A 26,592-nucleotide genomic window follows, 5' to 3' on the forward strand; every position below is an offset into this window, starting at 1 on the left:
CTAACGGTCCCTTTCCACGATATAGTCGGCGATGGCGCGCAGCAGGTCGGCTTGCGCTCCATGCGCATGGAGATGCGCCTTTGCCTGCTGCACCAGCATCCGCGCCTGTTCCCGCGCCCGTTCGACGCCCAGCAGCGATACAAAGGTTTCCTTGCCCGCCGCCTGATCCTTGCCCAGCGCCTTGCCCGCGACCGCCACGTCGCCCTCTACATCCAGAAGGTCGTCCGCAATCTGGAACGCCAGCCCGATGTCGCGGGCATAGCCGTGCAAGCTGGTGCGTGCTTCGGACGGGATGCGGGCCATGATGGCGGCGGCGTCGACGCAAAAGGCGATGAGCGCGCCGGTCTTGAGCTGTTGCAGCCTTGTGACGGTGGCAAGGTCGAAATTCGCCCCTTCCGCTTCCAGGTCCATCATCTGTCCACCCGCCATGCCCGCAGGCCCGCTGGCGGCGGCAAGCGCCTTTACCAGTTCGATGCGGACGAACGGGTCGGGATGGGTTTCTTCATCGGCGATCAGCTGAAACGCCAGGTCGTGCAGGCAGTCCCCGGCCAGGATCGCCGTCGCTTCGTCGAACGCCTTGTGGATGGTCGGCTTGCCCCGTCGCACGTCGTCATCGTCCATCGCCGGGAGGTCGTCGTGGATCAGCGAATAGACATGGATGCATTCGACCGCGAGGCCAACCCGCAGCGCCGATTCGCCCGATATGTTGAACAGGTCGCTTGCGGCCCGGACCAGCAGCGGGCGCAGCCGTTTGCCACCCCCGATGGCGGCATGGCGCATGGCTTCATACAGGCGCGCGCGCGGGTCGTCAGGGACGCTAAGCAAAGCGTCGAACGCCCGGTCCACTTCTGCCGCGACGATGGCGGAACGGCTGGCGATGAGCGCCGCGCCCGAAGTCACGCCCTCCATGGCGAGCGCGCTCAGTCCGCGCCGAATGGCTGTGCGCCCGTCACGGTCCCACTGGGATCGACGGTGAGCTTTTGAATGCGCGCCTCGGCCGCTTGCAGCCTGGCCAGGCACTGTTTGCGCAATTCTTCGCCCTGCGCATAGAGCGAGATGGATTCGTCCAGCGGAACGTCGCCGCTTTCCAACCGGCGGACAATCGTTTCAAGGGCGCGCAAAGCATCCTCGAAAGACAATTGAGACGTGTCGCCCGCCTGGGTCATGCTGTCTTCGGCCATGCGTCATGCATTGGCGACCGCCGCCCGCCCGGTCAAGCCCGCTGCGCCCGCACGCGCCCATTAGTTCGCCTGCGTCATGAAAATGTCATGGCGTTTCGCCACGCGGCTGGCGGTATTTTGGCAGTTTTGCGTTGACGCTGGCTGTGGCAGATGCACATAGAAGGACCGCTATGAAATATTATCTCCCCCTGATCACCGCCGCCGCGCTCAGCCTGCTGTCCGCCTGCAACCAGAATGACGAACCTGAAGTCGTGGGCGGCCCCGCCGATCCCATGGCGCAGCAGTTGGCCAACGCCGCGCCGGTCGAGCTGCCCCCTTCGGTGAAGGAAAGCCACCAGTACCGCTGCAAGGACAACAGCCTGATCTTCGTCGACTTCATGAGCGACGACAAGACCGTGAACCTGCGCCTGAAAAGGGATAGCGCGCCCACGAAGCTGGTCGCTGCCAACCCCGGCGAAGCGTTCACTGCGGAAGGATATTCGGTGGAAGGCGCCGGCAAGGAAATCACCGTCACCCTGCCGGGCAAGGACGCGCTTAGCTGCAAGGCGTAAGGCTGGTCCTTTCGGTTTTTCCAAGGCCGGGTCTCCCATGCGGAGGCCCGGCCTTTTTCATATCAGCCTTTCGTAAATTCCGGTTCGCCCACCTCTACCGGGTCGGGGCCAAAGCGATTGGGGCCACGCGTCCCGCTCATTATGAAGAAAACGAGCAGGACCAGGCTGCCGATGATCGGGAAAAAAAGGATCAGCAGCCAAAATCCGCTCCTGTCACTGTCGTGCAATCGGCGCACCGCCACGGCGATCCAGGGGATCAGCACCGCCAGGCCGAACAGCCCGGTCAACGGCCCGCCTCTGGTGCGGTAGCCTGTGTCGAACCACCAGTCGCCACGGCGCGCCCAATGTTCAGTGGTGCTAAGGCCCAGCAGCCCTTCCACGATGCCGATGGCGATAAAACACAGGATCAGGAACAGGATGAACATCCAATATTCCTTTGGCCGGGAGCGCCCGGAAAATTTCGCGTAGCGACGTAGCGGCAACAGCATCCATTCCATCCTGCACTCTCCCCGGCCAGATTGAACCTGTATTTCCTATCATGTTTTGTCCGTCACGCGCGCGCAAGGATTGTCTATCCGCCGCGCCCCGGCTAAAGGCGCGCTCATGTCGACAGCAGCCACCCAGATCACCCCGGAAATCGTCGCCGAACATGGCCTTTCGCCGGAAGAATATGACCGCGTTCTGAACGCCCTCGGTCGCGAACCGAATCTGACGGAACTGGGCATATTTTCGGTGATGTGGTCGGAACATTGTTCCTACAAGTCGAGCCGCATCCATTTGAAGAAGCTGCCGACGGAAGGCCCGCAGGTCATTTGCGGCCCCGGCGAAAATGCGGGCGTCGTCGATATCGGCGATGGGCAGGCCGCGATCTTCAAGATGGAGAGCCATAACCACCCGTCCTATATCGAACCCTATCAGGGCGCGGCGACGGGCGTGGGCGGTATCCTGCGCGACGTGTTCACCATGGGCGCGCGCCCGGTCGCGAACATGAACGCGCTGCGTTTCGGTCGGCCCGATCATCCCAAGATGAAGCACCTCATCAGCGGCGTGGTCCACGGCATTGGCGGCTATGGCAATTGCGTCGGCGTACCAACCGTGGGCGGGGAAGTGAACTTCCACCCCGCCTATGACGGCAATATCCTGGTCAATGCGATGACGGTCGGCGTCGCGGATACGGACAAGATTTTCTACTCAGCGGCGTCGGGCATCGGCAATCCGATCGTCTATGTCGGTTCCAAGACCGGCCGCGACGGCATCCATGGCGCGACCATGGCTTCGGCGGACTTTGGCGACGACGCCGACGCCAAGCGCCCGACCGTGCAGGTCGGTGACCCGTTCACCGAAAAGCTGCTGATCGAAGCCTGCCTGGAACTGATGGCATCGGACGCGATCGTCGCCATCCAGGACATGGGCGCGGCTGGCCTTACCTCATCCTCGGTGGAGATGGCGTCCAAGGGCGGCGTCGGCATCCAGCTGAACATGGATATGGTGCCGCAGCGCGAAACCGGCATGACAGCCTATGAAATGATGCTGTCGGAAAGCCAGGAACGCATGCTCATGGTGCTCCAGCCGGGCAAGGAGGCCTTTGCCGAAGCCATTTTCCGCAAGTGGGAACTCGACTTTGCCGTGATCGGCGAAGTGACCGACACGGGCCGCATGGTTCTGGTCCACAAGGATGAGGTCGTGTGCGACATTCCGCTCGCGCCGCTGGCCGACGATGCTCCGCTGTACGACCGCCCGTCAATGCCGAAGGACGAATATAAGATCTGGGCAAAGGTCGAGCCGCTGGGCAACATCGCCGAAAGCAGAGACATCGGGGCCGACCTGCTGAAGCTGATGGGGTCGCCGGACATCGCCAGCCGCCGTTGGATCTGGGAACAATATGACCATATGGTCGGCGCCGACACGGTGCAACGCCCCGGTGGCGACGCAGCGGTGGTGCGGGTCCATGGTTCGCAAAAGGGCATTGCGATCAGCACCGACTGCACTCCGCGCTATTGTTATGCCGACCCCTATGAAGGTGGGAAGCAGGCCATCGCCGAATGCTATCGCAACATCAGCGCGGTGGGCGCACATCCGCTCGCCGTCACCAACTGCCTGAACTTCGCCAATCCTCAACGGCCAGAGATCATGGCGCAGCTCACAGGCTGCCTTGATGGCATGGGCGACGCCTGCCGTGCGCTCGACTTCCCGATCGTTTCGGGCAATGTCAGCCTCTACAATGAATCCAAGGCGACCGGGGGCGGCTCCGCGATCCTGCCGACACCGGCAATCGGCGGCATTGGCCTGCTGAAGGATGTCGATGTCATGGCGACCGTAGCTTTCAAGGATGAGGGCGACGCGATCTGGCTGGTCGGCGGCACCGAGGGAGCTTTGGGATCGCATCTTGGCCAGTCGATCTGGCTGCGGGAAATTGCGGGCCGGGAAGCGGGCGACGCGCCCAAGGTCGACCTGGCAGCCGAACGCGCCAATGCGGACCTGGTTCGCGGCCTGATCGTGGACGGCAAGGTGAACGCCGTGCATGATATTTCCGACGGCGGCCTGCTGGTCACGATTGCGGAAATGGCGCTGGCAGGGGGGATGGGTGCGGAACTGACCGTTGCCCTGTCCACCGCCGCCGCCTTTGGCGAGGATCAGGGGCGTTATGTCGTTACGGCTGCGCAAGATGTGGAAATAGCAGGCGCGATTCGCATCGGAACCACTGGTGGTGCCATGGTGGCTGGCGTTGCGCTCAGCGACCTACGCAACGCGCATGAAGGCTTCTTCCCGAACCTGATGGACGCCGAACTTTAAGCGTCCATCAGCAAAGGGCATTGACCTTTCCGGCCCGAAAACCCGTCAGTTTTTCGGGCGAGTCACCCGACCGAACAGCAGTTGATAGGCGTCATCCCCGCCGCTCTGGTCGAACGCCGCCATCACCCGGCGCAACTGTCCAGGCGGCAGCGGTTTTCTGCCATCGCCGGGCACCACTGCGCCTATTCCTTTGAGGTGCGCGATAAGTCCGCGCGCACCCTCGCAAGGCAGGGCATAATCCTCATCAAAGGCGAAGGCATCGTCATAGCCGCTCAACATCGCGCGCAGGTCGTCAAGGGTGGGATAAGCGGGGACGCCGGGGACCAGGTCGCACGCTACATGCGCCGCCCGCCATCGGGCGAAGCTGCCCGCACCCATGGTCGAGAAAAACAGGCTTCCGCCCGGCCGCAACAGTCCCGTCAGGCGGGCGATGGCATCTTCCAGCCGTTCGAACCATTGAAAGGCAAGACTGGACAGAATGAGGTCGAACCACTCCCCTTCAAACGCGGGCGCTTCGCCGTCCATGGTCATGAAGGTGCCAGCGACCAGCCCGCCCTTTGCCGCGGTGGCCAGCATATCGGGCGACAGGTCCGTTACGACCAGTTCAGCAGACGGCCAGCGCCGCTGAATATCACGGGTCAGCAAGCCGGTTCCGCACCCGATTTCCAGGATACGCTCCACCGGTCCGGGTATCTGCCGCTGGGCAAGATCGGCGACCAGACCAGCCGCAGCGCGTTGCGGCCCCGCATGATCGTCATAGCGGGCGGCAGCAGCGCCGAATGCGTCGCTTATCCGTTGCTTGCGGCGGCTGTTCATGGCTAGTGGTCCGATCCTGACATTTGGCATCTCTATCGGCTAAGTGGTGAGCAAATGTCAGAATCTCTCAGGACCACTAGCAACTATATGAATCTAGTGGATTTTACGATTTTGACATTTGCGACCTTCCTATCCGGCCAGCGGGATGCAAATGTCAAAATCAATCCACTAGTCGCATGGCAGAGCAAAGACCGCTTTTCCAGTGTCTTCAAGGAACGCCCGTCGCATGAGCGCCCCATCCTTCCGCATTCCCGCCATGGACGTGCTGCGCGGCTGCGCCGTCATGGGCATATTGTGGATGAATATCAGCGCCTTCGCCCTTCCACAGGCGGCCTATTTCAATCCTCGCGCGGCGGGACCGCCGTCCATCGGGGACATACTGTTCTGGCTGATCAGTTTTCTGTTTTTCGACGGCAAGATGCGCGCGCTTTTTTCGATCCTGTTCGGGGCGTCAATGCTGCTGCTGATCGACCGGGAGGAACTGGCCGGGCGTGACGGGCGCAGGGTGCAGATGATCCGGGCCGCCTGGCTGTTTCTGATCGGCCTTTCCCATTATCTGCTGCTGTGGTGGGGCGACATATTGATGATCTATGCGCTGGTGGGGGGGGCCGCCCTGCCGTTCATAGGGAAGGAGCCGCTTTCCCTCATGAAATGGGCCTTTCTCTTCTTTTTAGCGCATTTTCTGATCTGCACGCTTTCCATCGTCACCCTCTACGGATGGGCCGATACCGCGGCGAGTCCCGGCGCTGCCCAGACCGTGCGGGAAGGCTATGCCAGCTTCGCCGCATCCTTCACCGATCCACGTAGCACCGCCATCCAGTCGGACATACAGACCTATCGCAGCGGTTTCGGCACCATCCTGCACCATCACCTTGCCCTGTTCGCCGACGAATGGCCTCGCGGCCTGCTGTTTAGCGGTTTCGACACATTGGGGTTCATGCTGATCGGCATGGCCATGCTGAAAGGCGGGTTCCTGACCGGGCGTTGGGACCCCGATCAATATAAGCGGACCGCCGTCCATTGTTTCGTCATTGGACTTATCCCGATGGCGGGCCTTGAAGCATGGCTGATCTTGGGCAATTTCCCGCTTCTGCCGACTTATGGCGCGGTGATTGCGTGGTCCTTCCCGTTCCGCATACCGCTGGCCGTTGGCTGGGCCGCGTTGATCCTGTGGCTGCTGGCCCGAAACCGGGATCATCCGCTTGCCCTGCGGATCGGCGCGGTGGGCCGGATGGCGCTCAGCAATTATCTGGGCACCAGCCTGGTCATGTGCGCGATCTTCTATGGATGGGGCCTGGGCCTGTTCGCCCATCTGCGGCCCGTGCAATTTCCATTGCTGCTGCTCGGCGCCTGGCTGGTCATGCTGATATGGTCAGCGTCGTGGCTGTCGCGATTCGGCATTGGCCCGATGGAGTGGCTATGGCGCAGCCTGGCGCGCGGGAAGCCGCAAAAGATTCGCAAGAGCAGCTGAAAGACTATTGCGAGCTATTATCATCTACGCTATCTCCGAATCAGGAGAAGTCGATGGTCGTCTGTGTTTGCAATGCCATTCGGGAAAAGGACCTGAAGGAAGCCGTACGCGGCGGGGCCGACACACCTTGCAGCGCCTATGCGCGGCTTGGCCGTCGTCCCAAATGCGGCCAGTGCGTCCCCTTTGCCCGTACGATCATCGCCACGGAACGCGCGTCCGTCTAACGATTGATAATCAGCAGCATCAAATGGCTGATGACAAGCGCGAACATATCGCAATATCATCTTGTAAATATGGCGAATTTCCGCGGCTTTCCGGTTAACAATCGGCTGTAACGAGCCTATAGTCCCCGGCCTGTCCAAACAGCCGGAGCATGAAGCCATGAAGGGCGATCCCAAGGTCATCGACTATTTGAACGAGGTCCTCAAAAATGAGCTGACCGCGATCAATCAATATTTCCTCCACTATCGGATGCTCAACCATTGGGGCATCGAAAAGCTCGCGAAGTTCGAATATGAGGAATCGATCGATGAGATGAAGCACGCCGACAAGGTGGCGGAGCGCATTCTGTTCCTTGACGGCCTGCCCAATTTCCAGCTGCTGGGTCGGTTGAAGATCGGCGAAACGGTCGAAGAAATCCTGAAGTCCGATCTTGAGCTGGAATATGAGGCTCTTCCAGTGTTGAAAGACGCCATCGCCTATAGCGAAACCGTCCGCGATTTCGTCAGCCGCGACCTGTTCCAGTCGATCCTTGAGAGCGAGGAAGAACATGTCGATACGTTGGAAACCCAGTTCGAAATGATCGAGCGTATGGGCATTCAGAACTATATCCAGCTGCAGAGCAAGGCAGCGGAAGAATGACGCAGCGGGTGGGGTAGCAAATCCGGCACGCTTACCCCGCCCTACCCATTCAAATCAGCGCATCTAGCAGCCCGATCAGCGGCAGGTCCGCTGGCGGCATATCCAGCACATACATCTGGGCAGGCCTGACCCATTGCAGGGCGGTCGCATGGTGGGGCTGAGCAAGGCCCTGCCATTTGCGGCAGATATAGAGCAGCAGCAGCAGGTGACGGTCGGCCAGGGGTTCGCTGGCGAAGGCGGCGGGGGCCAGGCAGCTGGCATGGGTTTGAATCCCCAGTTCTTCCTCCAACTCCCGAATTAGTGCGGCCTCGGGCGTTTCTCCTTCTTCAACCTTTCCCCCTGGAAATTCCCATAATCCGGCCATCGCCCGCCCTGGCGGACGCTGCTGCAACAGCACACGGCCATCGGCATCGACCAGTGCGGCGGCCACCACCAGCAGGGGATTGATTGTCGTCATATCGGTCCAGCGAAAGGGGTTATTAACTTGCCCCTATTACAACGCCGTCCGGTGCTGTCTGCAATAATCGGGAAGTGGCATGGGCGGACTGATCGGAGCCATATCGAAAATGACGCTGCTGCGCTGCGAACGCGGCGCGACGGCAATCGAATATGGGCTGATCCTGGCACTGATTGCACTGGCGATCATTTCCGCAGTGACCAACGTCGCCGACAAGACGATCAACATGTGGGATAATGTCGCGACGGAAGTTACCAGTCATTAACCATCATACCGAAACTAACCGGCTATGTCGTTAAATCTTTATCAACCTACCACAAGTAAACCGTCCATAGCTGACCTAATTCATCGGGGCGGCGGGGATAGTTGAACCGGAATTTAGTCAAGGAGATTTGCAATGCAGTTCATCCGTAAGATGCTGAAGAATGAAAAGGGCGCGACCGCTATCGAGTATGGCCTGATCGCCGCTCTGATCGCAGTCGCCGCCATTGGTGCCATGTCCAGCATCGGCACCAAGCTGACCAACACCTTCAACAATGTTTCGAACAACCTCGATTAATTTCGAGTAAGTTCGAAAAGAAAGGGCGGCGGAAGAAATTCCGCCGCCTTTTTCTGTTGCCTGATTGGCGAGATAGCTAACGCCACAATCCATAGTCCCACCAAAAGCGCAGCCTTCTGCGGCAAGCATTCCACCGCTCAACTCAAAGGTGAGAAATCAGGCTCCTATCGCCAGGAACTTATCGGCGCGGTCTGTCCGCAGATCCGGCGCGCTCATCGCGGCGAGCGAATCCAGTTCCTCACCGATCGCCACACCCAGCCTGGCGATAGCCTGCATCGGTTCGCGATGCGCACCCCCCGCTGGTTCCGGCACAATCCGATCGATAACGCCCAGCGCCTTGAGATGCTGCGCCGTGACCTGCATCGCGGTCGCTGCATCGCTCGCGCGATCCGCCGTGCGCCAGAGGATGGACGCGCACCCTTCGGGTGAGATGACGGAATAGACGGCATGTTCGAACATCAGCACGCGGTTGGCGGCTGCCAGCGCGACAGCGCCGCCCGATCCGCCTTCGCCGACCACCGCAGCCACCATCGGGACGCCCAGGGCCAGGCATTGTTCGGTCGAGCGGGCAATCGCTTCCGCCTGACCGCGTTCTTCCGCCTGCACGCCCGGAAAAGCGCCGGACGTATCCACCAGCGTCACCACGGGCAATCCGAAACGGTCGGCCAACTGCATCAGGCGGATCGCCTTGCGATAGCCCTCCGGCTTTGCCATGCCAAAATTATGGCGCACGCGGCTGGCGGTATCGTCGCCCTTTTCATGGCCAATGACCATGACGCGCCGATCCCCTAGTGTCGCAAAGCCGCCCAGGATCGCCTGATCGTCGGAAAACGCCCGGTCCCCTGCCAGCGGCATATAGTTGTCGAACATCCCCGCCACATAATCTTTGAAGTGGGGACGGTCCGGGTGGCGGGCGACCTGCGTCTTTTGCCACGGCGTGAGCTTGGCATAAGTGTCGACCAGCAACTTGGCCGCGCGATGTTCGAGCTTTTCGATCTCGCCACCAATGTCGATATCCCCGGCGCTGGCCGTCGCGCGCAATTCGATGACGCGCGCCTCCAACTCGGCGATAGGCTTTTCAAATTCCAGAAAGCTAACCATGGCCGACGGCGTTAGGGCGCAGAAGTGCCGTCGTCAACGAGGCGATGGCGCATCGTTGCAAGTGGATGGCGGCTATTGACCAATTCGACCAGCCTGCGGCTGTCGACATGGGTGTAAATCTGGGTCGTGCCTATGTCCGCATGCCCCAGCATAGACTGGAGCGCGCGCAGGTCAGCGCCGCCTTCCAACAGATGGGTGGCAAAAGCGTGACGAAGCACATGCGGGCTGACACGTTCAGGTGCGATGCCCGCGGCGGCGGCCAGCGCCTTCACCATCTGATACAGACGGATGCGGCTCACATGGCTTTTCCCCGATGGAAAAAGCCATGGGCTGTCCTGCGGCACATGATCGATCCAGGCGGATACGGCTGATCGGGCGCGGTCTGAAATGGGCACCAGCCGTTCGCGCGCGCCTTTGCCCTTCAGGATCAGGAAGGGCCGGTCAGCGGCAAGCGCCCGGCGCGGCAGAGACACCAGTTCGGTTGCCCGCAGGCCCGATCCGTAAAGCAGTTCGATCAATGCCGACAGTCGCAGGTCCAACGGCGCTGGATGCTCGACGGCGAGTTTTGCGTCGATGACGGCAAACAGGGAATCCACTTCCCCGGCCGATAATATCTTGGGCAGCGACCTGCGCGTGACAGGGCGCGGCAAGGCAGTAGCCGGATTGTCGACGCGCAACCCTTCCTCTTCCAGAAAAGCATAGAAAGCGCGCAATGCCGACGCCTTTCGCGCGACGGAGGACGCCGCCAGTTGCGCCCACGCCCCGGCAAGTTCACCCACGGCGGCCTTGGTCGCGCCGGACAGGCCGCCCATGATCTGGGCCGCACCTGTCAGGTCCGTTCTGTAAGCGAGCAGCGTATTGCGCGAAGCCCCACGCTCCGCCGCCATCATCTCAAGAAAGCGATCGATGAGGGCCACATCCTCACTCACGCATCAGGCCCGCGTAATCGCCTCCGCCGCGATCATCCGCGCTTCGGGGTCCAGCCCGACACGATGCAAGGCAGCGACGATGTGATAGAGATGGGCAGGCGGCAAGCGGCTCCATTGCGGCGATTGCATGCCCACCGCCGCCAGCAAGGCGACGCTGGCCTTTTCACCGCGCGCAGCAGCCTGTCCGATCGCCCGTGCCCAGCGGCTATCAGGCGCAAGCCGGAAGCCGTTGTCCTGTGCCAGCGCAGAGGCTTTCCCTGCGTCCACCCGCGCCAGGCCCGCCAGCGCGGCGATCAGCAGCCGCCCTTTCACCGCGCCCGCATCCTCCATAAAGCCGGATAGGCGGCTGTCGCTGATCTCCACCGCCGGGGTCGGCGCGCCGACCGCCAGCAATGCCCACAGGCTGCTGGCGCCATCGCCTTCGGCCTGTTTCGCTGCAGAGGTCCACCGCAATGTGCTCCGGTCATATCCGGCAGTCAGCATCGCGGCGACCAGATTGGCCGTATCGCGCGCATCGATCTGGCGCACCGGCAGTGCGGCAGCCGCCCTGGCCGTTGCGATCAACCCGACATAATCGGGATTGCCGTTGTCGCGCCACAGACTGCGCATCGCCTGAAGACGATCTTCGACGCTACCGCCCACATGCGCGGTGCGCAGCGCATCGATACGATCCGCGACCTCTGGCTGCGCTTCGCCCTCAGCGCCGAGCTGGCTATAGAAGCCGACGAGCGCCTTATTGGAAAAGACGCCCAGCCGTGCCGCCACTTCGGCTCCGGGCAAACGCTTCACGGCGCTTAACGCCGGGGCGCGTGCTTCCCAGGCGCGCACATGTTCGCCGGCCGTCGCGTAAAGGGCGTCGGGTATCTCGACATTCAGAGCTGTGGCCAGGCCGAATCGCCAGGCGGTCAAACGATCGACCGTGTCCCATTCGATCTTCACCGAACGGCGAGCGTTGAAGCCAGTCCCCACCACCTTTTCAGCGAGCCGATAATCGATCCCGCGCACCACCCCGCGCCGTTGCGCCTGGTTGAGAGCGCCACTTGCCGAACCCTGATCCCCCGACAGCGCGGGACAGATGGCGCGGGTCATGTCCCAGCCCGGCTTCTTGCTGGTCCGAAGCGCTCCCACCGACAGCGGACACAGCCCGGCCGGATCGGCAGTGGCGAGATAGGTCTGCATGGCGACGGCATAGAGCCTGGGCGTGAAACGATCCGAATCGACGCTTTGCACCAGCAGGCGCGCGCTATCCGCTTCCCCCATGCGCAACAGCAGCCAGGCGCGTTCCGCTACCCAGTCAGCGCCGTTGATGTCGCGCGGCGTATCGGTTGCCGACAAAAGCGCCCGACGGAGCAGTATCGACGCCCAGCGCGACGTGATCGGCGCTCGCGTCTCATTCATCAGCGTTGCGAGATATTGCCCGGATTGGCCGCCAAAATCATCGGGTGCAAAGCCACGCTGTTCGGGGGTCAGCACCCCGACACGGTCCAACGACCGTTGGGCGCCCACAGGCAGATCATATTTGGCCTTTTGCGCGGCCAGTTCTTCTTCGGAAAGCGCGTCCTGGGCCGCATTGTCCGTCGCGTCATCCCCCGGCAGTGCCGATGTCGGTGGCAAGGGTTGCACCATGGGCACCGGCGCGGTTGGGCCTGTTGGCCGTCCCGGCTGAGGAGCGGCGGGAGCGGGCGCAGCGGGAGAATCACCGAAACCGGGCGGCAGCAGGGATTCAGGCGCTTCCTGCGCCACGACCGGGAGCGCCAGCGCGATCGCAAGCGTGCCCAGCGTCCATCTGGCATTCCCCCGACGTCGACGCATGTCCTTTATTGGCCCAGCTTTTCGGCGGGAATCACCTTTTCCACCTGTTGCTGAGGCTGTTCCCCGCCGCGCGACCACATGAGCAGGATCAATGCGACCAGCACGGCAATCAGAATGATGGGGATGATGGGCAGCCGCTTGCCACGACGGCGCGAACTGCTTTCAAAGTTGCTGAAGGAACGGTTGCTTCTCATGAATCCTTGTGCGGCCAAGCCGGAAGTTGAGGAAAGTTGCGATTTGCCTCTGTGACGGGGGGATGTATAGCCCCGCTCTGCATGCAGCGAAACAGCAAATCCGCCTCTACCGCCCTGAAGCGCGGTCCCATCGTCCTGATCGGCATGATGGGCGTCGGCAAGTCGACCGTTGGTCGCCGCCTGGCCGCGCGCCTGGGCGTCGCTTTCGTGGACGCCGATGAAGAGATTGAAAAGGCGGCAGGCATGACCATCACGGAAATGTTCGAACGCTATGGCGAATCCTATTTCCGCGACGGCGAACGGCGCGTCATCGCCCGGCTGATGGACGGCAGCCCCAAGGTCATCGCCACTGGCGGCGGTGCTTTCATGCAGGATGATACGCGCCAATTGATCCTGGAACATGCGACCGCCATCTGGCTGGATGCGGATATCGACATATTGGTCGACCGTGTGTCGCGCCGGGAGGGCAGGCCGCTGTTGAAGGGGAAGGATCCGCGCGAAGTGCTGACCGAACTGGCCGCGACGCGCAATCCCGTCTACGCGCTCGCGCCCATTCACATCAAGAGCATCGCCGCACCGCACGAAGTCACGGTGGACAGCATATTGGAGCAGTTGGTCGCATGGCATTAGTCCGCGTCGCGCTGGGTTCGCGCAGCTATGACATCATCATAGAACAGGGTGCGCTTGATCGGGCCGATGCGCATCTGGCGAGTTATGCGCGCAACGGACGGATAGTCGTCGTAACCGACGCCAATGTTGCAAAGGCGCAGCTGCCCCGGTTGGCGACCAGCCTGAGCCGGGCGGGCATAGCCGTGGACCCCATCATCCTGCCCGCAGGAGAGCAGACCAAGAGCTGGCGGCATCTGGAACAGTTGCTCGACCAGTTGCTGGCCCTGGAAATCGAACGCGGCGACCATGTTGTGGCGTTGGGCGGCGGCGTGATCGGCGATCTGGTCGGGTTTGCCGCTTCGATCCTGAAACGCGGTTGCCACTTCATCCAGGTCCCCACGACCCTGCTTGCGCAGGTCGACAGTTCGGTCGGCGGGAAAACCGCGATCAACGCAAAGGCGGGCAAGAACCTGATCGGCAGCTTTTATCAGCCCGGCCTGGTCCTGATCGATCCTTTGACGCTGGACAGCCTGCCGCCCCGCGAAACCCGCGCCGGTTATGCAGAGGTCGTCAAATATGGCCTGATCGACGACCCAGACTTCTTCGCCTGGTGCGAATCGGAAGGGCAGCGACTGCTGGACGGCGATGGCGATGCGCGCGAATATGCCGTCCAACGCAGTGTGCAGGCAAAGGCTGCTATTGTCGCGGATGACGAGCGGGAAACGTCGGGGCGGCGTGCGCTACTGAATCTGGGCCACACTTTCGGTCATGCTCTGGAGGCTGACACTGGCTTTTCCGACCTGCTCCTGCATGGCGAAGGCGTCGCGGCGGGCATGGCGCTCGCCTTCCGCTATTCCGCGCGGCTGGGGATTTGCCCGGCGTCGGAGGCCGAACGGGTGACGGCGCATCTGAAGAAAATGGGCCTGCCCCATGACCTGGCCAGCGCCCATGTGACGGCAGACGGGACCGCATTGGTCGCGCATATGCTGCATGACAAGAAGATGGCGGCGGGCACGCTTCCGTTCCTGCTGGCGCGCGGCATTGGTCGAACCTTCCTGTCGAAGGATGTCGTGCTGGATGATGTCGCGGCGTTTCTGGACGAGGATCGGGCAGCGGGCTGACAGCCGAACAGGGTGTCTGGAGACGCCCGAGACCCAGCCTTCGCTGAGGTGACGATAAGAACAAGCGCCGACATTCAGCCAAGTTTGCGGTGAGTTGACATCCGCAACAGTCGGCCCCGCTCGGTCGGCTTGCTGTCGGGGGTCTGCCCTGAATTGTCGCGCTCCTGCGCAGGCAGGAGCACGGAATCCTTTACGGCTGCATGGCGCAGCTCTCCCCAAATAAAAAGGGCGCCTCATCGGGCGCCCTTCTCATCTGCTCATCTGACGGAGCAATTACTTCTTCAGCGTCAGGCCGCCGAAACGCTTGTTGAAGCGTGCCACCTGGCCGCCCTGCTCCAGCTGACGCTGGCCGCCGGTCCACGCCGGATGCGACTTGGGATCGATGTCGAGCGCCATCGTGTCGCCTTCCTTGCCCCAGGTCGAACGGGTACGGAAAGTCGTACCGTCGGTCATCTGGATGGTGATGAAGTGGTAGTCGGGATGCGTGTCGGCCTTCATGGGTATGCTCCGTCTATGGGCCGGTTTCCGACCGGCCATGGATGCGATAAATTGCGAAGGCGCGCGGTTACATGGCTTTGCACGCGAAAGCAAGGGGTGACCACTGCCACCCCTGCGTCAGTCGACAGGCGGATCGGCGATCATCGCGACGAAGTTGGCTTCGGCGCAAAGCTTGCCTTCAACTGTCGCCTTCCCAACGAATTTGCATACCCGACCGCGAATCTGGAGAAGTTCGACATGCAGGTCGAGCAGGCAACCTGGCTCCACCGGACTGCGGAACTTCGCCCCTTCGATGCTCATGAAATAGACGAGCTTGCCGGAACCGCGCAGTTCCAGCGTTTCGACCGTCAGCACCCCGGCGGCCTGCGCCATTGCTTCGATGATCAGCACGCCCGGCATGATCGGACGACCAGGGAAATGGCCCTGGAAGAAGGATTCGTTGATCGTCACGGCCTTGACCGCGTGGATCGCGCCGTGGGGTACGAGCGAGATCACGCGGTCAACGAGCAGCATCGGATAACGGTGCGGCAGCGCCGCCATGACCCCACGAATATCGATGGGCCCCATGGCGGCGGGCGCCGCTTCAGTTTCAACCGTCATTGGCGGATCAGCGCGACGTGGGCTGCTGCGATGGGGTCGCCGGAGCGGCTGCGGCCGGAACCGGGGCCTGACCACGTGCACCACCGGGCTGCCAGCCAGCTGGCGGCGTGATGCCGACGCTGGGCACCAGAGCATTGAGCTCGGTCACAACCTGCTGCGTGACGTCCACGCCCGGCTGGTAGGAAACGGTGGCGTCCGGCGCCAGGATCAGGTCGACCTTCGCCTTGCTCATGGCTGCCTTGAGCGCGTCGGACAGCTTGGCCGAAATCTGCTCTTCGACATAGGCGTTGGCGAGCGCGATCGGCTGGCCCAGACGCTGCAATTCGGCCTGACCGGCCTGACCCGCCTTCTGATAGGCTTCATACTGAGTCTGGATCGCCGGGGTGGGCTTGTTCCCAGCGGCCTTCATCGCGGTTTCCAAGGCAGTGCCCTTCGAACGCAGGTCCGTGTCGATCGCATTCTTGCGCGCGTTGAAATTGTCGATCTGCGCCTTGTAGGTCGTCTGAATCTGCGAACGAGCGGTCGTATAGGCCGAACTCTGGGCGACAGCGCGCTGAACATCGACGACGGCGATGCCGGTCTTCGACTGGGCAACGGCAGGCGTGCTGGCAAGAGCAATGGCAGTCATGGGCGCGAGGGCGAGAGCCGACGCCTTGAGGATCATGTTCATTAGAATTGAGTCCCTACGTTGAAGCTGATGAGCTGAGTGTCGTCCCCTGGTTCCTTGAGCAAGGCCTTGGCGATGTCGATGCGGAACGGTCCGAACGGCGAATTCCAATTGACGCCGAAGCCCACGGATACGCGCGGCTTAAGCGTGTCGCCAAGATACACTTCCTGGAAACCGGTGCCGTCGAGATAGGTCACGTCGGTATAGGTTGTCGGGGTGGCGCTGGACCCGGTCGAGCAAGCACCGAGGCCTGCCGCGCGCTCACTGGTCGATGAGGTTGGCGTCTTCACGCCGCCAGCGACGGTGCCCGACACGATCGAACAGAGGCCCGGATAGGGGGTGGTCTGCGGATCACGGAGCCCGGCCACGGCACCGACATCCACGAATACCGACGGACGAAGGCCCATTTCCCGCGCGCCCGATCCCAGCGGAATTTCGACTTCAGCGCGTGCCAGATAATAGATTTTGCCGCCAAGCGCATCGTCGCGCACATTGTTGTTGCCCGAGTTGCGAATGTAAGTTCCCGGATTGTCGGGGTCTTCGACCATATAGAAACGCTTCACGCGCGGGCCGATGCCGCGAATGTCGAAGCCGCGAATCTGGGGATTGCCCAAGAAGAAGCGGTCGGTCAGTCGGATCGGATCGACCAGCTGACCGCTGGCATCCCGGCGATCGCCTTCCAGTGAATGGATGTACCCTCCTTCACCCGACAGGGAGAAGATGAAGCCACCACCCAGCGCCCAGAATTTGCTGCCGTTAAGCCGCGTGCGGATATATTTCACGCTACCGCCCAGCCCGGCGAAGTCCTGGCTTAGCACGACATTATGGCCGCGCGTCGCCCGGATGCGGTTATCGCGGTTGTCGTAAATCAGCGAATAACCGAGCGAGGAAGTCGTCCGCTTGCCGATGGCGTCGCACAGATAACGGCCCGCCAGGATCGGGTCGCAGACGCCGTTAGTGTAATAAGTATCCTCATCCAGGGTCACATCGTCCAGGTTGAGGCTGTAGCGCAGCGCCAGCGACATAAATTCGGTGATCGGCACGCCCGCCCGGACCTGGAAGCCGGTCGTGGTCTGCTTGTAGGTCGTGTCGCGATCGTTGGAATTGCCCAAATAGCGGAAGCTGTTGAGGTCACGACGATAGATGTCACCTCCGAGCGCGATATTCTTGTCCATGAAATAGGGTTCGGTAAAGCCCAGTTCGATGGACTTGGAGTAGCTGGAGTAATTGACGCTGGTGCGCAGTTCCTGACCCTTGCCGCGGAAGTTGCGCTGCGTGATCGACGCCGCGACGATGAACCGCTCCAGCGAGGAAAAACCGGCCGATAGCGACAATTCGCCCGTCGATTTTTCCTGCACATTGGTTTCCAACACGATGCGGTCGGGCGCGGATCCGGGCTTTTGTTCGATTTCCAGCTTTTCCTGGAAGAAACCGAGCGAATTGATGCGATCACGCGAACGCTTGACCAGGAAGCTGTTGAATGCGTCACCTTCGGCAAGGCGGAACTCGCGGCGCACCACCTTGTCCTGCGTCAGCGTGTTGCCATTGACATCGACGCGTTCGACATAGACGCGCGGCGCGTTGCCGATGCGGAAATCAATCCCCATCGTCAGGCTGTCCTTGTCGCGGTTGAAGTCCGGCTGGACCTCCGCAAAAGCATAACCGAACAGGCCCGCGGTCTCGCTCAGCGTATCGACGGTGTCTTCCACCTGCTTGGCGTTGTACCAATCGCCCTTCTTCATCGGCAGCGTCTTGGTCAGCGTCGCGCCCGACAGGTCGCGGATATCGCTTTCCACCTTCACATCGCCGAATTTGTAGCGCTGTCCTTCTTCCACCACATAAGTGATGATGAAGTCCTGCTTGTCCGGGGTCAGCTCCGCCACCGCCGAAATCACGCGGAAATCGGCATAGCCCTGCGTCAAATAATATTGGCGCAGCTTCTGCTGGTCATAGGCCAGACGATCCGGGTCATAGCTGGTGCCCGAAGAAAAGATACGGAACCAGCGCGACTGCTTCGTCACCATCTGGCTGCGCAATTCGCCATCGTCGAACTTGTCGTTGCCGATGATGTTGATCTGCCGGACCTTGGACTTGGGCCCTTCAGAAATTTCGAAAACGATGTCGACGCGGTTCTGGTCCAGCTGAACCATCTTCGGTTCGACCGTGGCGGCAAAGCGGCCCTGGCGGCGATATAGTTCGATGATGCGGGCAACGTCGGCGCGCACCTTTGACCGGGTATAGATCTGGCGCGGGGACAGCTTGATTTCTGGACGGATCTTGTCGTCCTTCAACCGCTTGTTACCTTCCAGCACGATGCGGTTGATGACCGGGTTTTCCCGGATCTCAATCGTCAGCGCGCCATTGTCGTTACGAATCTGAACGTCGGCGAACAGTTCCGTCTCGTAAAGATCGCGCAGAGCCTGATCGAGCAGTTCCTGTGTGTAGGGCTGGCCCACCCGCAATTTGGTGTACGACAGGACGGTGCCCGGCTCCAGCCGCTGCTGGCCGGTGACGGTGACGCTGCTGATGGTGCCGGCCGGAGCGACGGCGGCGGGAACGGGCTGGGCAACAGGCGCGGCAGGCTGCGCGCTATCCTGGGCCAAAGCGGGGCTGGCACAAACGCCGCCGATCATCGTTGTCGCCAGAAGGGCCGCGACAATCGGGCGCTGCCTCTTGCTGCTCATTATCGCTGTCACCCGCTTCACCCTTTTACAAATAAGCAATGCTCGTTCACGTCTGGAAAGACGCCGCGCGCCGCGCCTCCCTGCCCGATACGGTTCAACCGATCAAGCCGGACAGGCGCTCCCAAAGACCGAAAGACGTTAGATCGTTGAATGTCACCAGCATCATCATGGCCAGCAGCACCGCCAGTCCCGACCGATAGGCCCATTCCTGCACTGCGGGACTTACCGGCTTGCGCTGAATCGCTTCCAATCCATAAAATAGCAGATGTCCGCCATCCAGCATCGGAATTGGCAAGAGGTTGATGAACCCCAAGTTAATCGAGATGAGCGCCATGAAGAAGATGAAGCTTTCCACGCCCAGCGTCGCCGCCTGACCGGACACTTCCGCAATCTTGAGCGGCCCGCCCAGTTCCTTGACCGACCGGCCGCCGCCCAAAATCTGGCCCAGCGTTTCGACCATCGTACGAATGATCTGCCCGGTGCGCTCGATCGCCACCACCGGCGCGCGCCACAGGCTGACCGGTTCGATCACCGGATCGCCGGGCGCGATACCCAGCCGACCGATCTTGAAGCTGTTGCCAAAGCCGTCGCTTTCCTCAACCGCGCCAATTCGCCCTTGCCGCACCAGCTGCTCGCTGCCGCGCTGGACGTGGATCGACACCGGCTCGCCTGGGCGAATTTGCGCGTAGAGACGGATATCGTCGAACGTCGCCATCTCCCGCCCATTGATCGCAATGATGCGGTCGCCCGTCATGATCCCGGCGGCCGCAGCGGCGCTACCCGTTTGCACCTGGCCAGCGACGGCTGGCGTGCGGCTTTCGCCATAGACAAAGGCGAAGCTGCCCAGGATGACGATGGCGAACAGGAAGTTGATGAGCGGACCGGCTGCGACGATAGCCGCGCGTTGCCACAAAGCTTTGGCGGGAAAGCTTTCCGCCCGGTCCGCAGCGGACATTTCCAGCCAGGCCGGATCGGCCTGACTCGCGGCGTTCATATCGCCCTTGAACCGTACATAGCCGCCCAGCGGCAGAGCGCCGATGCGCCAGCGGGTGCCGCGTCTGTCCACCCATGCCGCGATTTCCGGCCCAAATCCGATCGAAAAAGCATCCGCCTTCACGCCGCACCAGCGACCGACCAGATAGTGGCCCAGCTCATGCACGAAGACGAGCGGGCCGATGACCGCAACAAAGGCAAGGACGGTCAGCAGGAAACCCGGATTCTGGATCAAGCAGTCAATCTTTCCATCACTTGGCCCGCCATGGTTCGCGCGCGCGCATCGACGTCCAGCACGTCTTCGATCCGGCAGGGCGCAGGCGCGCTATAGCGGTTCAGGACATCCTCCACAATCATGGCGATATCAAGGAAGCCGATCTCGCCTTTCAGGAAGGCGGCGACCGCGACTTCATTGGCCGCGTTCAGGATGGCGGGCGCCGATCCGCCCTGCCCTGCCACATGCCGCGCGAGACGAAGGGCCGGGAATCGCTCTTCGTCAGGTGCCTCGAAATCCAACCTTCCGATCCGCGCCAGGTCCAGCGGCTGGCATGGCGTCGTCATCCGTACCGGCCAGGCAAGAGCGCTGGCGATCGGAATCCGCATGTCGGGCGAGCCAAGCTGCGCCAAAGTCGAACGGTCGCGATATTCGACCATCGAATGGATGATCGATTGCGGGTGCACCAATATCTCGATCCGATCGAGTCCGATGGGGAACAAGTGGGCCGCTTCGATCAGTTCCAGCCCCTTGTTCATCATCGTGGCGCTATCGACGCTGATCTTCGCGCCCATCGACCAGTTGGGGTGAGCGACGGCCTGCGCCGGGGTGATGCCGCGCATCTCTTCGCGCGTGAAAGTGCGGAAAGGACCACCGCTGGCGGTCAGAGTGATCCTTGCGACATCTTCCAAACGACTGCCCGCAAGGCATTGGAATATGGCATTATGCTCACTGTCCACTGGCAACAGGGTGGCCCCCGACCGGGTGGCCTGATCCATCATCAGCGCGCCCGCCGACACCAGCGATTCCTTGTTGGCGAGCGCCACTGTCCCGCCCGCCTTCAGCGCCGCCATGGTCGGGCGCAAGCCAGCGCAGCCCACGATCGCCGCCATGCTCCATTCCGCGCCCGCCTGCGCCGCATCGACCAGCGCATCGTCCCCTGCGGCGGCTTCGACACCTGATCCTTGCAGCGCATCCTTGAGCGCCGAATAATGCCGTTCATCGCCAATCACGGCAATCCGTGCGCCACATTCACGAGCTGCGGCGGCAAGGCCGTCGACATCGCTGAAGGCTGTGAGCGCCACTACTTCAAAGGCTTCAGGTTCGCGCCGGATCAGATCAAGTGTCGACGTGCCTACAGAGCCTGTGGCGCCGAAGATCGAAACCCGCCGCATCACGGCAACACCAGCAGCAAATATAGAAGCGCGGCCAGTGGAGCGACCGCCGCAACGCCGTCCAACCGATCCAGAACACCGCCATGTCCGGGCAGCAACGTGCCGCTATCCTTTACCCCTGCCCTGCGCTTCATCGCGCTTTCCAGCAGGTCGCCCAACTGCGCGGCGACCGCCAGCAGGCCGCTTGCTGCTGCCAGTTGAATCGGCAGATTGCCAAAGCGATGCAACAGGAAGCCGATGACCAGCGCCGCCAGAACGCCGCCGCCCAACCCCGCCCAGGTTTTTGACGGACTGATCCTGGGGGCCAGCCTCGGCCCGCCGATTGACCGCCCGGCGAAATAGGCCCCGATGTCGGTCGCCCAGACTAGAGCAAGCGCCCAGAATGCCAACATCAAGCCATAGCTGTCGGGCGTCTGTTCCCGCAGATACAACAGCGCCATCACCGGCAGGCAGACATAGACGATGCCCAGCGCCAACCGAACCGATCGCGTTACGAACATCACGAAGAAGAAGACGGCCGCCATCGACGTGAAAGCGATCCAGGACACGCCCGCCGCAATCGGGCATAGCAATGCCAACGGCACCGAAACGGAAAACATTGCCAGTCTGCGATGATCTGCCGAAGCGCCAATCAGGCCGCCCCATTCCCCCTGCATCAGCACGCCGGCCACAACCAGCAACAGCCAGAATGGCAAGCCGCCCAGATAGAGGCCAGCTGACGCTACAATGATGAGTATGATGCCGACGATGGTGCGGGTGCGAAGCTCGTTCGACATGGTGCTCACAACCCGCCGAACCGGCGATCCCTCATGCGGAAGGCGTCGAGCGCCTCCGCCAGCGCACGTCCATCGAAATCAGGCCACAATATATCGGTGAAATAAAGTTCAGCATAGGCAGCCTGCCACAGCATGAAATTGCTCAGCCGCTGTTCCCCGGACGTTCGTATCAAAAGATCGAGGGGCGGAAGGGTCGCCGTGTCCAGATTGGCATCAATATCATCGATGCCGATCTGGGCAGCGGTCATATCGCCCGCACTCACCCGGCTGGCCAGGCTTTGCACGGCACGGACCATTTCATCCTGCGCACCATAGTTGAGTGCAATTGCGACGACCGGACCGCTATTTCCAGCAGTTCGGGCGACTGCCGCTTCGATCAGGTCGACCAGCGACGGATCGAGCGCCTTGTAATTGCCAATGATCCGCAATCGAATGCCGTTGGCGTCAAACTCATCCAGATCGGACTGAATGAAATGCCGCAGCAGCCCCATCAGGTCCGCAACCTCGGCGGCAGGACGCTTCCAGTTTTCCGAAGAAAAAGCGTAGAGGGTCAGGCATTCGAGTTGGAGGTCCAGCGCGGCGCGCGCGACGCGACGCACCGCTTCCACCCCGGCCCTGTGCCCCGCAATACGTGGCAGGAACCGCTTCTTCGCCCACCGACCGTTGCCATCCATGATGATGGCGACGTGGCGCGCGCCATGGACCGGCGCGCTATGTCGAATATCGGGCTTGGCTTGGCTGGCCATCAGGGGTTCGGATGCGTAGTGGGCACAGGCGGAAGGACCCCGGCTCAGTGGCCGAGAATTTCCTTTTCCTTGGCGGCAACCGTGGAATCGATGTCGGCGATGGCGCTATCCGTCAGCTTCTGCACCTCGGTCTCCAGGCGCTTGCGCTCATCCTCGCTGATTTCGCCCTTCTTTTCATCGGTCTTCAGGCTATCCATCCCGTCGCGACGGACATTGCGGACGGCAACCCGCGCGCCTTCGGCATATTTGCTGGCAAGCTTGGCCAGATCCTTGCGCCGTTCCTCGGTCAGGTCAGGGATAGGCAGGCGCAGGGTCTGCCCGTCGACAATCGGGTTCAGGCCAAGGCCCGCCGAACGTATTGCCTTGTCAGCCGGGCCAACATTGCTCTTGTCCCATACCTGCACCGACAACATGCGCGGTTCGGGCGCGGAAACGGTCGCGACCTGGTTCAGGGGCATGTGCGCACCGTAAACCTCTACCGTCACAGGGTCGAGCAACTGGATGTTGGCGCGGCCGGTGCGCAGGCCAGCCAAATCGCCCTTCAGCGATTCGAGGGCGCCGTGCATGCGGCGTTCGAGATCGGCTTTGTCATATTGGGCCATGTTTTCAGCGCTCCTGATTTTGCACGATCGTCGCGACCCCGTCACCGGCTAGCACCTTTGCCAGGTTGCCGGTTTCGCGGATGTTGAACACAACGATGGGAATATTATTTTCACGGCAAAGCGCAATGGCGCTCGCGTCCATGACCTTCAGATTATCGTTCAGCACCCGGTCGAAGCTGATCTGTTCGTAACGCGCCGCGTCGGGCACCTTTTTGGGGTCGGCATTATAGATGCCGTCCACGCTGGTGCCCTTGAACAATGCGTCGCAGTTCATTTCCGCCGCACGTAGCGCCGCAGTCGTGTCAGTGGTGAAGAACGGGCTGCCCGTGCCCGCCGCGAAGATGACGATGCGGCCCTTTTCCATGTGCCGCGTAGCCTTGCGACGGATATAGGGTTCGCACACCGACGCCATCGGGATCGCGGACTGGACCCGTGTGTCATAGCCGATCTTTTCCAGCGCATTCTGCACGGCCAGCGCGTTCATGACGGTGGCCAGCATGCCCATATAATCGGCGCTGGCCCGGTCGAACCCCTTGGCTGCACCCGCAAGGCCACGGAAGATGTTGCCGCCGCCCACGACGACACAAATTTCAAATCCCGCGTCCTTGGCTGCCGCGATTTCGGACGCGACGCGGTTCACGGTTTCCGGTTCGATGCCGTATTGCCCCTGCCCCATCAGCACTTCGCCCGAGAGTTTCAGCAATATGCGCTTGAAGGGCGGACGAGTCATGCGGCGGAATAATCCATTACAATCGGGCAAGGAAATGGCGCGCACCTTAGGCAGCACGCGCCATGATGTGAAGCGGGGTTTTTGACGCCCTGAACTTCCTTAGCGTCTGGCCCGGACTTGTCGAGAAGCTGCGCCTCTCGACATCGTCCGAACCGACCGCCCTGTCAGATAGGGCGGCAACAGCGGCAGGTGATCAGACGCCCGCTGCGGCGGCGACTTCAGCGGCGAAGTCGCTCGTTTCCTTCTCGATACCTTCGCCGAGCTGGAAGCGGACATAGTTCGTCAGAGTAATCGACGCGCCAGCTTCCTTCGCCGCCTTGGCAACGACGTCAGCAACCGGGGTCTTGTTGTCCATCACGAACAGCTGGGACAGCAGTGCCTGTTCCTTGGCGAACTTCGCCACGGCGCCATCGACCATCTTGGCGACGATCTCGGCAGGCTTACCCGATTCGGCGGCCTTTTCAGCGGCGATGGCGCGTTCACGCTCCAGCAGGGCGGGATCGATGTCGGCAGCCGAAAGCGCCAGCGGGAAGGCGGCAGCGATGTGCATCGCGATCTGCTTGCCCAGCGGTTCCAGCACGTCGGCGGGCGCGTCACCTTCCAACGCGACCAGAACGCCGATCTTGCCCAGACCCGGAGCAGCGGCATTGTGCACGTAGGGAACGACGACGCCCTGGCTCACTTCAACCTGACCGATGCGGCGCAGCGTCTGGTTTTCACCAATGGTGGCGATGTTCGACACCAGCTTTTCCGACACGGTGCCGCCAGCCGGATGCGCCTGCGCCGAAAGCGCTTCGGCATCGTTGACGCCACTGTCCAGCGCCACCTGTGCGACGGTGCGGACGAAATCCTGGAACTGGTCGTTCTTGGCAACGAAGTCGGTTTCGCTGTTCACTTCGACGGCAACGCCCTTGGTGCCAGCGACGGCGACGCCGACCAGACCTTCAGCAGCGGTGCGGCTGGATTTCTTCTGAGCGGCGGCAAGGCCCTTGGCGCGCAGCCAATCGACTGCGGCTTCCATGTCGCCTTTGGCTTCGGCGAGCGCCTTTTTACAGTCCATCATGCCCGCGCCCGAACGGTCGCGCAGTTCCTTGACGGCGGCGGCGGTAATTTCAGCCATGCTTCGGCTCCTAATGTTCGATGTTTCAAATAAACGGCAGGGCGCGTCTCCGAAGGAGCGCGCCCTGGCCTGTCATTCCTGTAGTCGTGCGACGCCCTTAGGCTTCGGCGACGACTTCTTCAGCCAGCGGTTCGTCGAGCGCACCCAGGTCGACGCCCGAAGCCTGCTGCGCGCCACGGTTGCCCTTGGTGGCGGCAGCCGCGATGGCGTCGCAATAGAGGCGGATGGCGCGGCTGGCGTCATCGTTCGCCGGAACCGGGAAGGCGATGCCGTCGGGCGAAACGTTCGAATCGAGGATCGCAACGACCGGGATACCCAGCGTGTTGGCTTCCTTGATCGCCAGCTCTTCCTTGTTGGCGTCGATCACGAACATGACATCGGGGATGCCGTTCATGTCGCGGATGCCGCCCAGCGACAGTTCGAGCTTCTCGCGCTCGCGGGTCATCTGAAGGACTTCCTTCTTGGTGAAACCGTGGGTGTCGCCCGACAGCTTCTCTTCCAGGGTCTTCAGACGCTTGATCGAACCGGAAATGGTCTTCCAGTTGGTGAGCATGCCGCCCAGCCAGCGGTGGTTGACGAAGTGCTGGCCCGACTTGCGAGCGGCGTCAGCGATCGGGTCCTGCGCCTGGCGCTTGGTGCCGACGAACAGCACCTTGCCGCCGGCGGCAACGGTCGCCGACACGAAGTCGAGCGCGCGGCCGAAGAGCGGCACGGTCTGCGAAAGGTCGAGAATGTGGATGCCGTTGCGATCGCCGAAAATATACGGCTTCATACGCGGGTTCCAGCGGTGGGTCTGGTGGCCGAAGTGGGCGCCAGCCTCAATCAATTGGTGCATGGTGACGACAGGAGCCGCCATAATATTTCTCCTTCCGGTTGTGCCTCTGGGAATCAGGAACTGGGGCGTCACGCCTTCAGCACCGGATATGTGCGATTCCCATGTGGAATGGGGCGGCCATTAGCGCGGGGTGTCGGGCGATGCAAGGGGGTTGACTTGCGTCAATGCAGGGAACATATAGAGAACATTCGGAACCAAGCGCGGTTCAAGCCCGTTTGCACCGACAATCCAGAACCCTCGTTCTGTCGCAAATGGAAAGTGAGCGCACCATGTTCACCATTATTGCAGCCACCGTTTTCCTTGCAGCCTTCCTGCTGGCCGCAGCCACTATCGTCGGCATGTTCGCGCTTTATCGTGACAAGATGATCGCAGCCTTGCTGTTCGAACCTATTCCGCTGGAAGCACCCGTTTATCGGTTGCGGGTCAGCCGCCGCCGCGCAGCACCGCGTGATCGGCTGGTCGCGCGACCTTCTCCAAAATCGATGCTGGCCGCCTGA

General features: G+C 61.7%; 31 protein-coding genes. 10 read left to right on the forward strand and 21 right to left on the reverse strand.

Translation table 11 applies throughout. The features are described 5' to 3' along the window. Together ACI3KQ_RS00515 and ACI3KQ_RS00520 are read right to left on the reverse strand one after the other, a co-directional pair. Complete coding sequence (locus tag ACI3KQ_RS00515) at nucleotides 1-909, reverse strand: polyprenyl synthetase family protein (RefSeq protein ID WP_404953717.1); 909 nt, start codon at nucleotides 907-909, stop codon at nucleotides 1-3. Nucleotides 910-920: 11 nt separating this feature from the next. Further along, the gene (locus ACI3KQ_RS00520) at nucleotides 921-1,181 is read right to left on the reverse strand and encodes an exodeoxyribonuclease VII small subunit (protein WP_404953719.1); all 261 of its coding nucleotides are present in this window, start codon (nucleotides 1,179-1,181) and stop codon (nucleotides 921-923) included. Between the two features lie 170 nt (nucleotides 1,182-1,351). Here ACI3KQ_RS00520 and ACI3KQ_RS00525 point away from each other — a divergent pair, with 170 nt between their 5' ends. Further along, nucleotides 1,352-1,732, forward strand: a complete 381-nt coding sequence (locus ACI3KQ_RS00525; RefSeq protein WP_404953721.1) for a hypothetical protein — start codon at nucleotides 1,352-1,354, stop codon at nucleotides 1,730-1,732. Between the two features lie 62 nt (nucleotides 1,733-1,794). Here the strand turns inward: ACI3KQ_RS00525 and ACI3KQ_RS00530 are convergent, their stop codons facing one another. Then, a complete protein-coding gene (locus ACI3KQ_RS00530) occupies nucleotides 1,795-2,229 on the reverse strand; it encodes a DUF805 domain-containing protein (RefSeq protein ID WP_404953723.1) in 435 nt (144 codons plus the stop codon). 106 nt (nucleotides 2,230-2,335) lie between these two features. On the opposite strand from ACI3KQ_RS00530, the gene purL reads away from it, so the two are divergent. Further along, a complete protein-coding gene (gene purL / locus ACI3KQ_RS00535; protein WP_404953725.1) occupies nucleotides 2,336-4,525 on the forward strand; it encodes a phosphoribosylformylglycinamidine synthase subunit PurL in 2,190 nt (729 codons plus the stop codon). Between the two features lie 45 nt (nucleotides 4,526-4,570). Here purL and ACI3KQ_RS00540 read toward each other — a convergent pair whose 3' ends face one another. Further along, on the reverse strand, nucleotides 4,571-5,341 hold the full coding sequence (locus tag ACI3KQ_RS00540; RefSeq protein WP_404953727.1) for a methyltransferase domain-containing protein: 771 nt from the start codon (nucleotides 5,339-5,341) through the stop codon (nucleotides 4,571-4,573). Nucleotides 5,342-5,567: 226 nt separating this feature from the next. On the opposite strand from ACI3KQ_RS00540, the gene ACI3KQ_RS00545 reads away from it, so the two are divergent. The 3 genes from ACI3KQ_RS00545 to bfr all read left to right on the forward strand — a co-directional run bounded on the left by ACI3KQ_RS00545 (nucleotide 5,568) and on the right by bfr (nucleotide 7,673). After that, a complete protein-coding gene (locus tag ACI3KQ_RS00545; protein ID WP_404953729.1) occupies nucleotides 5,568-6,812 on the forward strand; it encodes a DUF418 domain-containing protein in 1,245 nt (414 codons plus the stop codon). A gap of 53 nt (nucleotides 6,813-6,865) precedes the next feature. Continuing rightward, a complete protein-coding gene (locus ACI3KQ_RS00550; RefSeq protein WP_021236822.1) occupies nucleotides 6,866-7,036 on the forward strand; it encodes a bacterioferritin-associated ferredoxin in 171 nt (56 codons plus the stop codon). A 157-nt stretch (nucleotides 7,037-7,193) separates the two neighbouring features. Then, the gene (gene bfr / locus ACI3KQ_RS00555; RefSeq protein ID WP_167302806.1) at nucleotides 7,194-7,673 is read left to right on the forward strand and encodes a bacterioferritin; all 480 of its coding nucleotides are present in this window, start codon (nucleotides 7,194-7,196) and stop codon (nucleotides 7,671-7,673) included. A gap of 49 nt (nucleotides 7,674-7,722) precedes the next feature. On the opposite strand, the gene ACI3KQ_RS00560 is transcribed toward bfr, so the two are convergent. Beyond that, nucleotides 7,723-8,130, reverse strand: coding sequence for a (deoxy)nucleoside triphosphate pyrophosphohydrolase (locus ACI3KQ_RS00560; RefSeq protein WP_404953732.1), 408 nt, complete (start codon nucleotides 8,128-8,130; stop codon nucleotides 7,723-7,725). A 79-nt stretch (nucleotides 8,131-8,209) separates the two neighbouring features. Between ACI3KQ_RS00560 and ACI3KQ_RS00565 the strand changes: the two genes are divergently transcribed. Next, nucleotides 8,210-8,395 (forward strand): Flp family type IVb pilin, encoded by a 186-nt coding sequence (locus tag ACI3KQ_RS00565; RefSeq protein ID WP_404953734.1) that lies wholly within the window; start codon nucleotides 8,210-8,212, stop codon nucleotides 8,393-8,395. A 132-nt stretch (nucleotides 8,396-8,527) separates the two neighbouring features. Then, complete coding sequence (locus ACI3KQ_RS00570; RefSeq protein ID WP_404953735.1) at nucleotides 8,528-8,689, forward strand: Flp family type IVb pilin; 162 nt, start codon at nucleotides 8,528-8,530, stop codon at nucleotides 8,687-8,689. Nucleotides 8,690-8,845: 156 nt separating this feature from the next. Here ACI3KQ_RS00570 and ACI3KQ_RS00575 read toward each other — a convergent pair whose 3' ends face one another. The 4 genes from ACI3KQ_RS00575 to ACI3KQ_RS00590 are packed head-to-tail and all read right to left on the reverse strand — an operon-like array spanning nucleotide 8,846 to nucleotide 12,725. Then, nucleotides 8,846-9,790, reverse strand: coding sequence for an acetyl-CoA carboxylase carboxyltransferase subunit alpha (locus ACI3KQ_RS00575; RefSeq protein ID WP_404953737.1), 945 nt, complete (start codon nucleotides 9,788-9,790; stop codon nucleotides 8,846-8,848). An 11-nt stretch (nucleotides 9,791-9,801) separates the two neighbouring features. After that, nucleotides 9,802-10,719: a tyrosine recombinase gene (locus tag ACI3KQ_RS00580; RefSeq protein WP_404953739.1), complete on the reverse strand. Its 918-nt coding sequence runs from the start codon at nucleotides 10,717-10,719 to the stop codon at nucleotides 9,802-9,804. A 3-nt stretch (nucleotides 10,720-10,722) separates the two neighbouring features. Continuing rightward, nucleotides 10,723-12,531, reverse strand: coding sequence for a hypothetical protein (locus tag ACI3KQ_RS00585; protein WP_404953741.1), 1,809 nt, complete (start codon nucleotides 12,529-12,531; stop codon nucleotides 10,723-10,725). A 5-nt stretch (nucleotides 12,532-12,536) separates the two neighbouring features. Next, nucleotides 12,537-12,725: a hypothetical protein gene (locus tag ACI3KQ_RS00590; RefSeq protein WP_404953743.1), complete on the reverse strand. Its 189-nt coding sequence runs from the start codon at nucleotides 12,723-12,725 to the stop codon at nucleotides 12,537-12,539. 81 nt (nucleotides 12,726-12,806) lie between these two features. On the opposite strand from ACI3KQ_RS00590, the gene ACI3KQ_RS00595 reads away from it, so the two are divergent. Next, nucleotides 12,807-13,355: a shikimate kinase gene (locus tag ACI3KQ_RS00595; protein WP_404953745.1), complete on the forward strand. Its 549-nt coding sequence runs from the start codon at nucleotides 12,807-12,809 to the stop codon at nucleotides 13,353-13,355. Continuing rightward, nucleotides 13,346-14,455, forward strand: coding sequence for a 3-dehydroquinate synthase (aroB, locus tag ACI3KQ_RS00600; protein WP_404953747.1), 1,110 nt, complete (start codon nucleotides 13,346-13,348; stop codon nucleotides 14,453-14,455). Before ACI3KQ_RS00595 ends, aroB begins: the two co-directional genes overlap by 10 nt. A gap of 273 nt (nucleotides 14,456-14,728) precedes the next feature. On the opposite strand, the gene rpmE is transcribed toward aroB, so the two are convergent. From rpmE to rpsB, 12 genes are all read right to left on the reverse strand, one after another. Next, entirely contained in the window at nucleotides 14,729-14,953 is a 225-nt protein-coding gene (gene rpmE, locus ACI3KQ_RS00605) for a 50S ribosomal protein L31 (RefSeq protein ID WP_167302795.1), read from the reverse strand. A 117-nt stretch (nucleotides 14,954-15,070) separates the two neighbouring features. Then, nucleotides 15,071-15,553: a 3-hydroxyacyl-ACP dehydratase FabZ gene (gene fabZ / locus ACI3KQ_RS00610; RefSeq protein WP_404953749.1), complete on the reverse strand. Its 483-nt coding sequence runs from the start codon at nucleotides 15,551-15,553 to the stop codon at nucleotides 15,071-15,073. Between the two features lie 7 nt (nucleotides 15,554-15,560). Further along, the gene (locus ACI3KQ_RS00615) at nucleotides 15,561-16,223 is read right to left on the reverse strand and encodes an OmpH family outer membrane protein (protein WP_404953751.1); all 663 of its coding nucleotides are present in this window, start codon (nucleotides 16,221-16,223) and stop codon (nucleotides 15,561-15,563) included. Then, entirely contained in the window at nucleotides 16,223-18,907 is a 2,685-nt protein-coding gene (bamA, locus tag ACI3KQ_RS00620) for an outer membrane protein assembly factor BamA (RefSeq protein WP_404954066.1), read from the reverse strand. The genes ACI3KQ_RS00615 and bamA overlap by 1 nt, the downstream gene beginning before the upstream one ends. 91 nt (nucleotides 18,908-18,998) lie before the next feature. Continuing rightward, nucleotides 18,999-20,132, reverse strand: coding sequence for an RIP metalloprotease RseP (rseP, locus tag ACI3KQ_RS00625; RefSeq protein ID WP_404953753.1), 1,134 nt, complete (start codon nucleotides 20,130-20,132; stop codon nucleotides 18,999-19,001). After that, nucleotides 20,129-21,286: a 1-deoxy-D-xylulose-5-phosphate reductoisomerase gene (locus ACI3KQ_RS00630; protein ID WP_404954068.1), complete on the reverse strand. Its 1,158-nt coding sequence runs from the start codon at nucleotides 21,284-21,286 to the stop codon at nucleotides 20,129-20,131. Before ACI3KQ_RS00630 ends, rseP begins: the two co-directional genes overlap by 4 nt. Further along, entirely contained in the window at nucleotides 21,286-22,062 is a 777-nt protein-coding gene (locus ACI3KQ_RS00635; protein WP_404953755.1) for a phosphatidate cytidylyltransferase, read from the reverse strand. Before ACI3KQ_RS00635 ends, ACI3KQ_RS00630 begins: the two co-directional genes overlap by 1 nt. Nucleotides 22,063-22,067: 5 nt before the next feature. Further along, nucleotides 22,068-22,808, reverse strand: a complete 741-nt coding sequence (uppS, locus tag ACI3KQ_RS00640; protein ID WP_404953757.1) for a polyprenyl diphosphate synthase — start codon at nucleotides 22,806-22,808, stop codon at nucleotides 22,068-22,070. Nucleotides 22,809-22,852: 44 nt separating this feature from the next. Continuing rightward, on the reverse strand, nucleotides 22,853-23,410 hold the full coding sequence (gene frr, locus ACI3KQ_RS00645) for a ribosome recycling factor (RefSeq protein WP_404953758.1): 558 nt from the start codon (nucleotides 23,408-23,410) through the stop codon (nucleotides 22,853-22,855). Between the two features lie 4 nt (nucleotides 23,411-23,414). After that, nucleotides 23,415-24,140 carry a UMP kinase gene (gene pyrH, locus ACI3KQ_RS00650; RefSeq protein WP_167302788.1) on the reverse strand — a complete coding sequence of 242 codons (726 nt, stop codon included), beginning with the start codon at nucleotides 24,138-24,140 and terminating at the stop codon, nucleotides 23,415-23,417. Between the two features lie 193 nt (nucleotides 24,141-24,333). After that, on the reverse strand, nucleotides 24,334-25,260 hold the full coding sequence (tsf, locus tag ACI3KQ_RS00655; protein WP_404953761.1) for a translation elongation factor Ts: 927 nt from the start codon (nucleotides 25,258-25,260) through the stop codon (nucleotides 24,334-24,336). Nucleotides 25,261-25,357: 97 nt separating this feature from the next. Then, nucleotides 25,358-26,116: a 30S ribosomal protein S2 gene (gene rpsB / locus ACI3KQ_RS00660; protein WP_404953763.1), complete on the reverse strand. Its 759-nt coding sequence runs from the start codon at nucleotides 26,114-26,116 to the stop codon at nucleotides 25,358-25,360. Between the two features lie 248 nt (nucleotides 26,117-26,364). Here rpsB and ACI3KQ_RS00665 point away from each other — a divergent pair, with 248 nt between their 5' ends. Further along, entirely contained in the window at nucleotides 26,365-26,592 is a 228-nt protein-coding gene (locus tag ACI3KQ_RS00665; RefSeq protein WP_404953765.1) for a hypothetical protein, read from the forward strand.

The organism is Sphingobium sp. ZW T5_29, assembly GCF_044987515.1.
Lineage (GTDB): Bacteria > Pseudomonadota > Alphaproteobacteria > Sphingomonadales > Sphingomonadaceae > Sphingobium.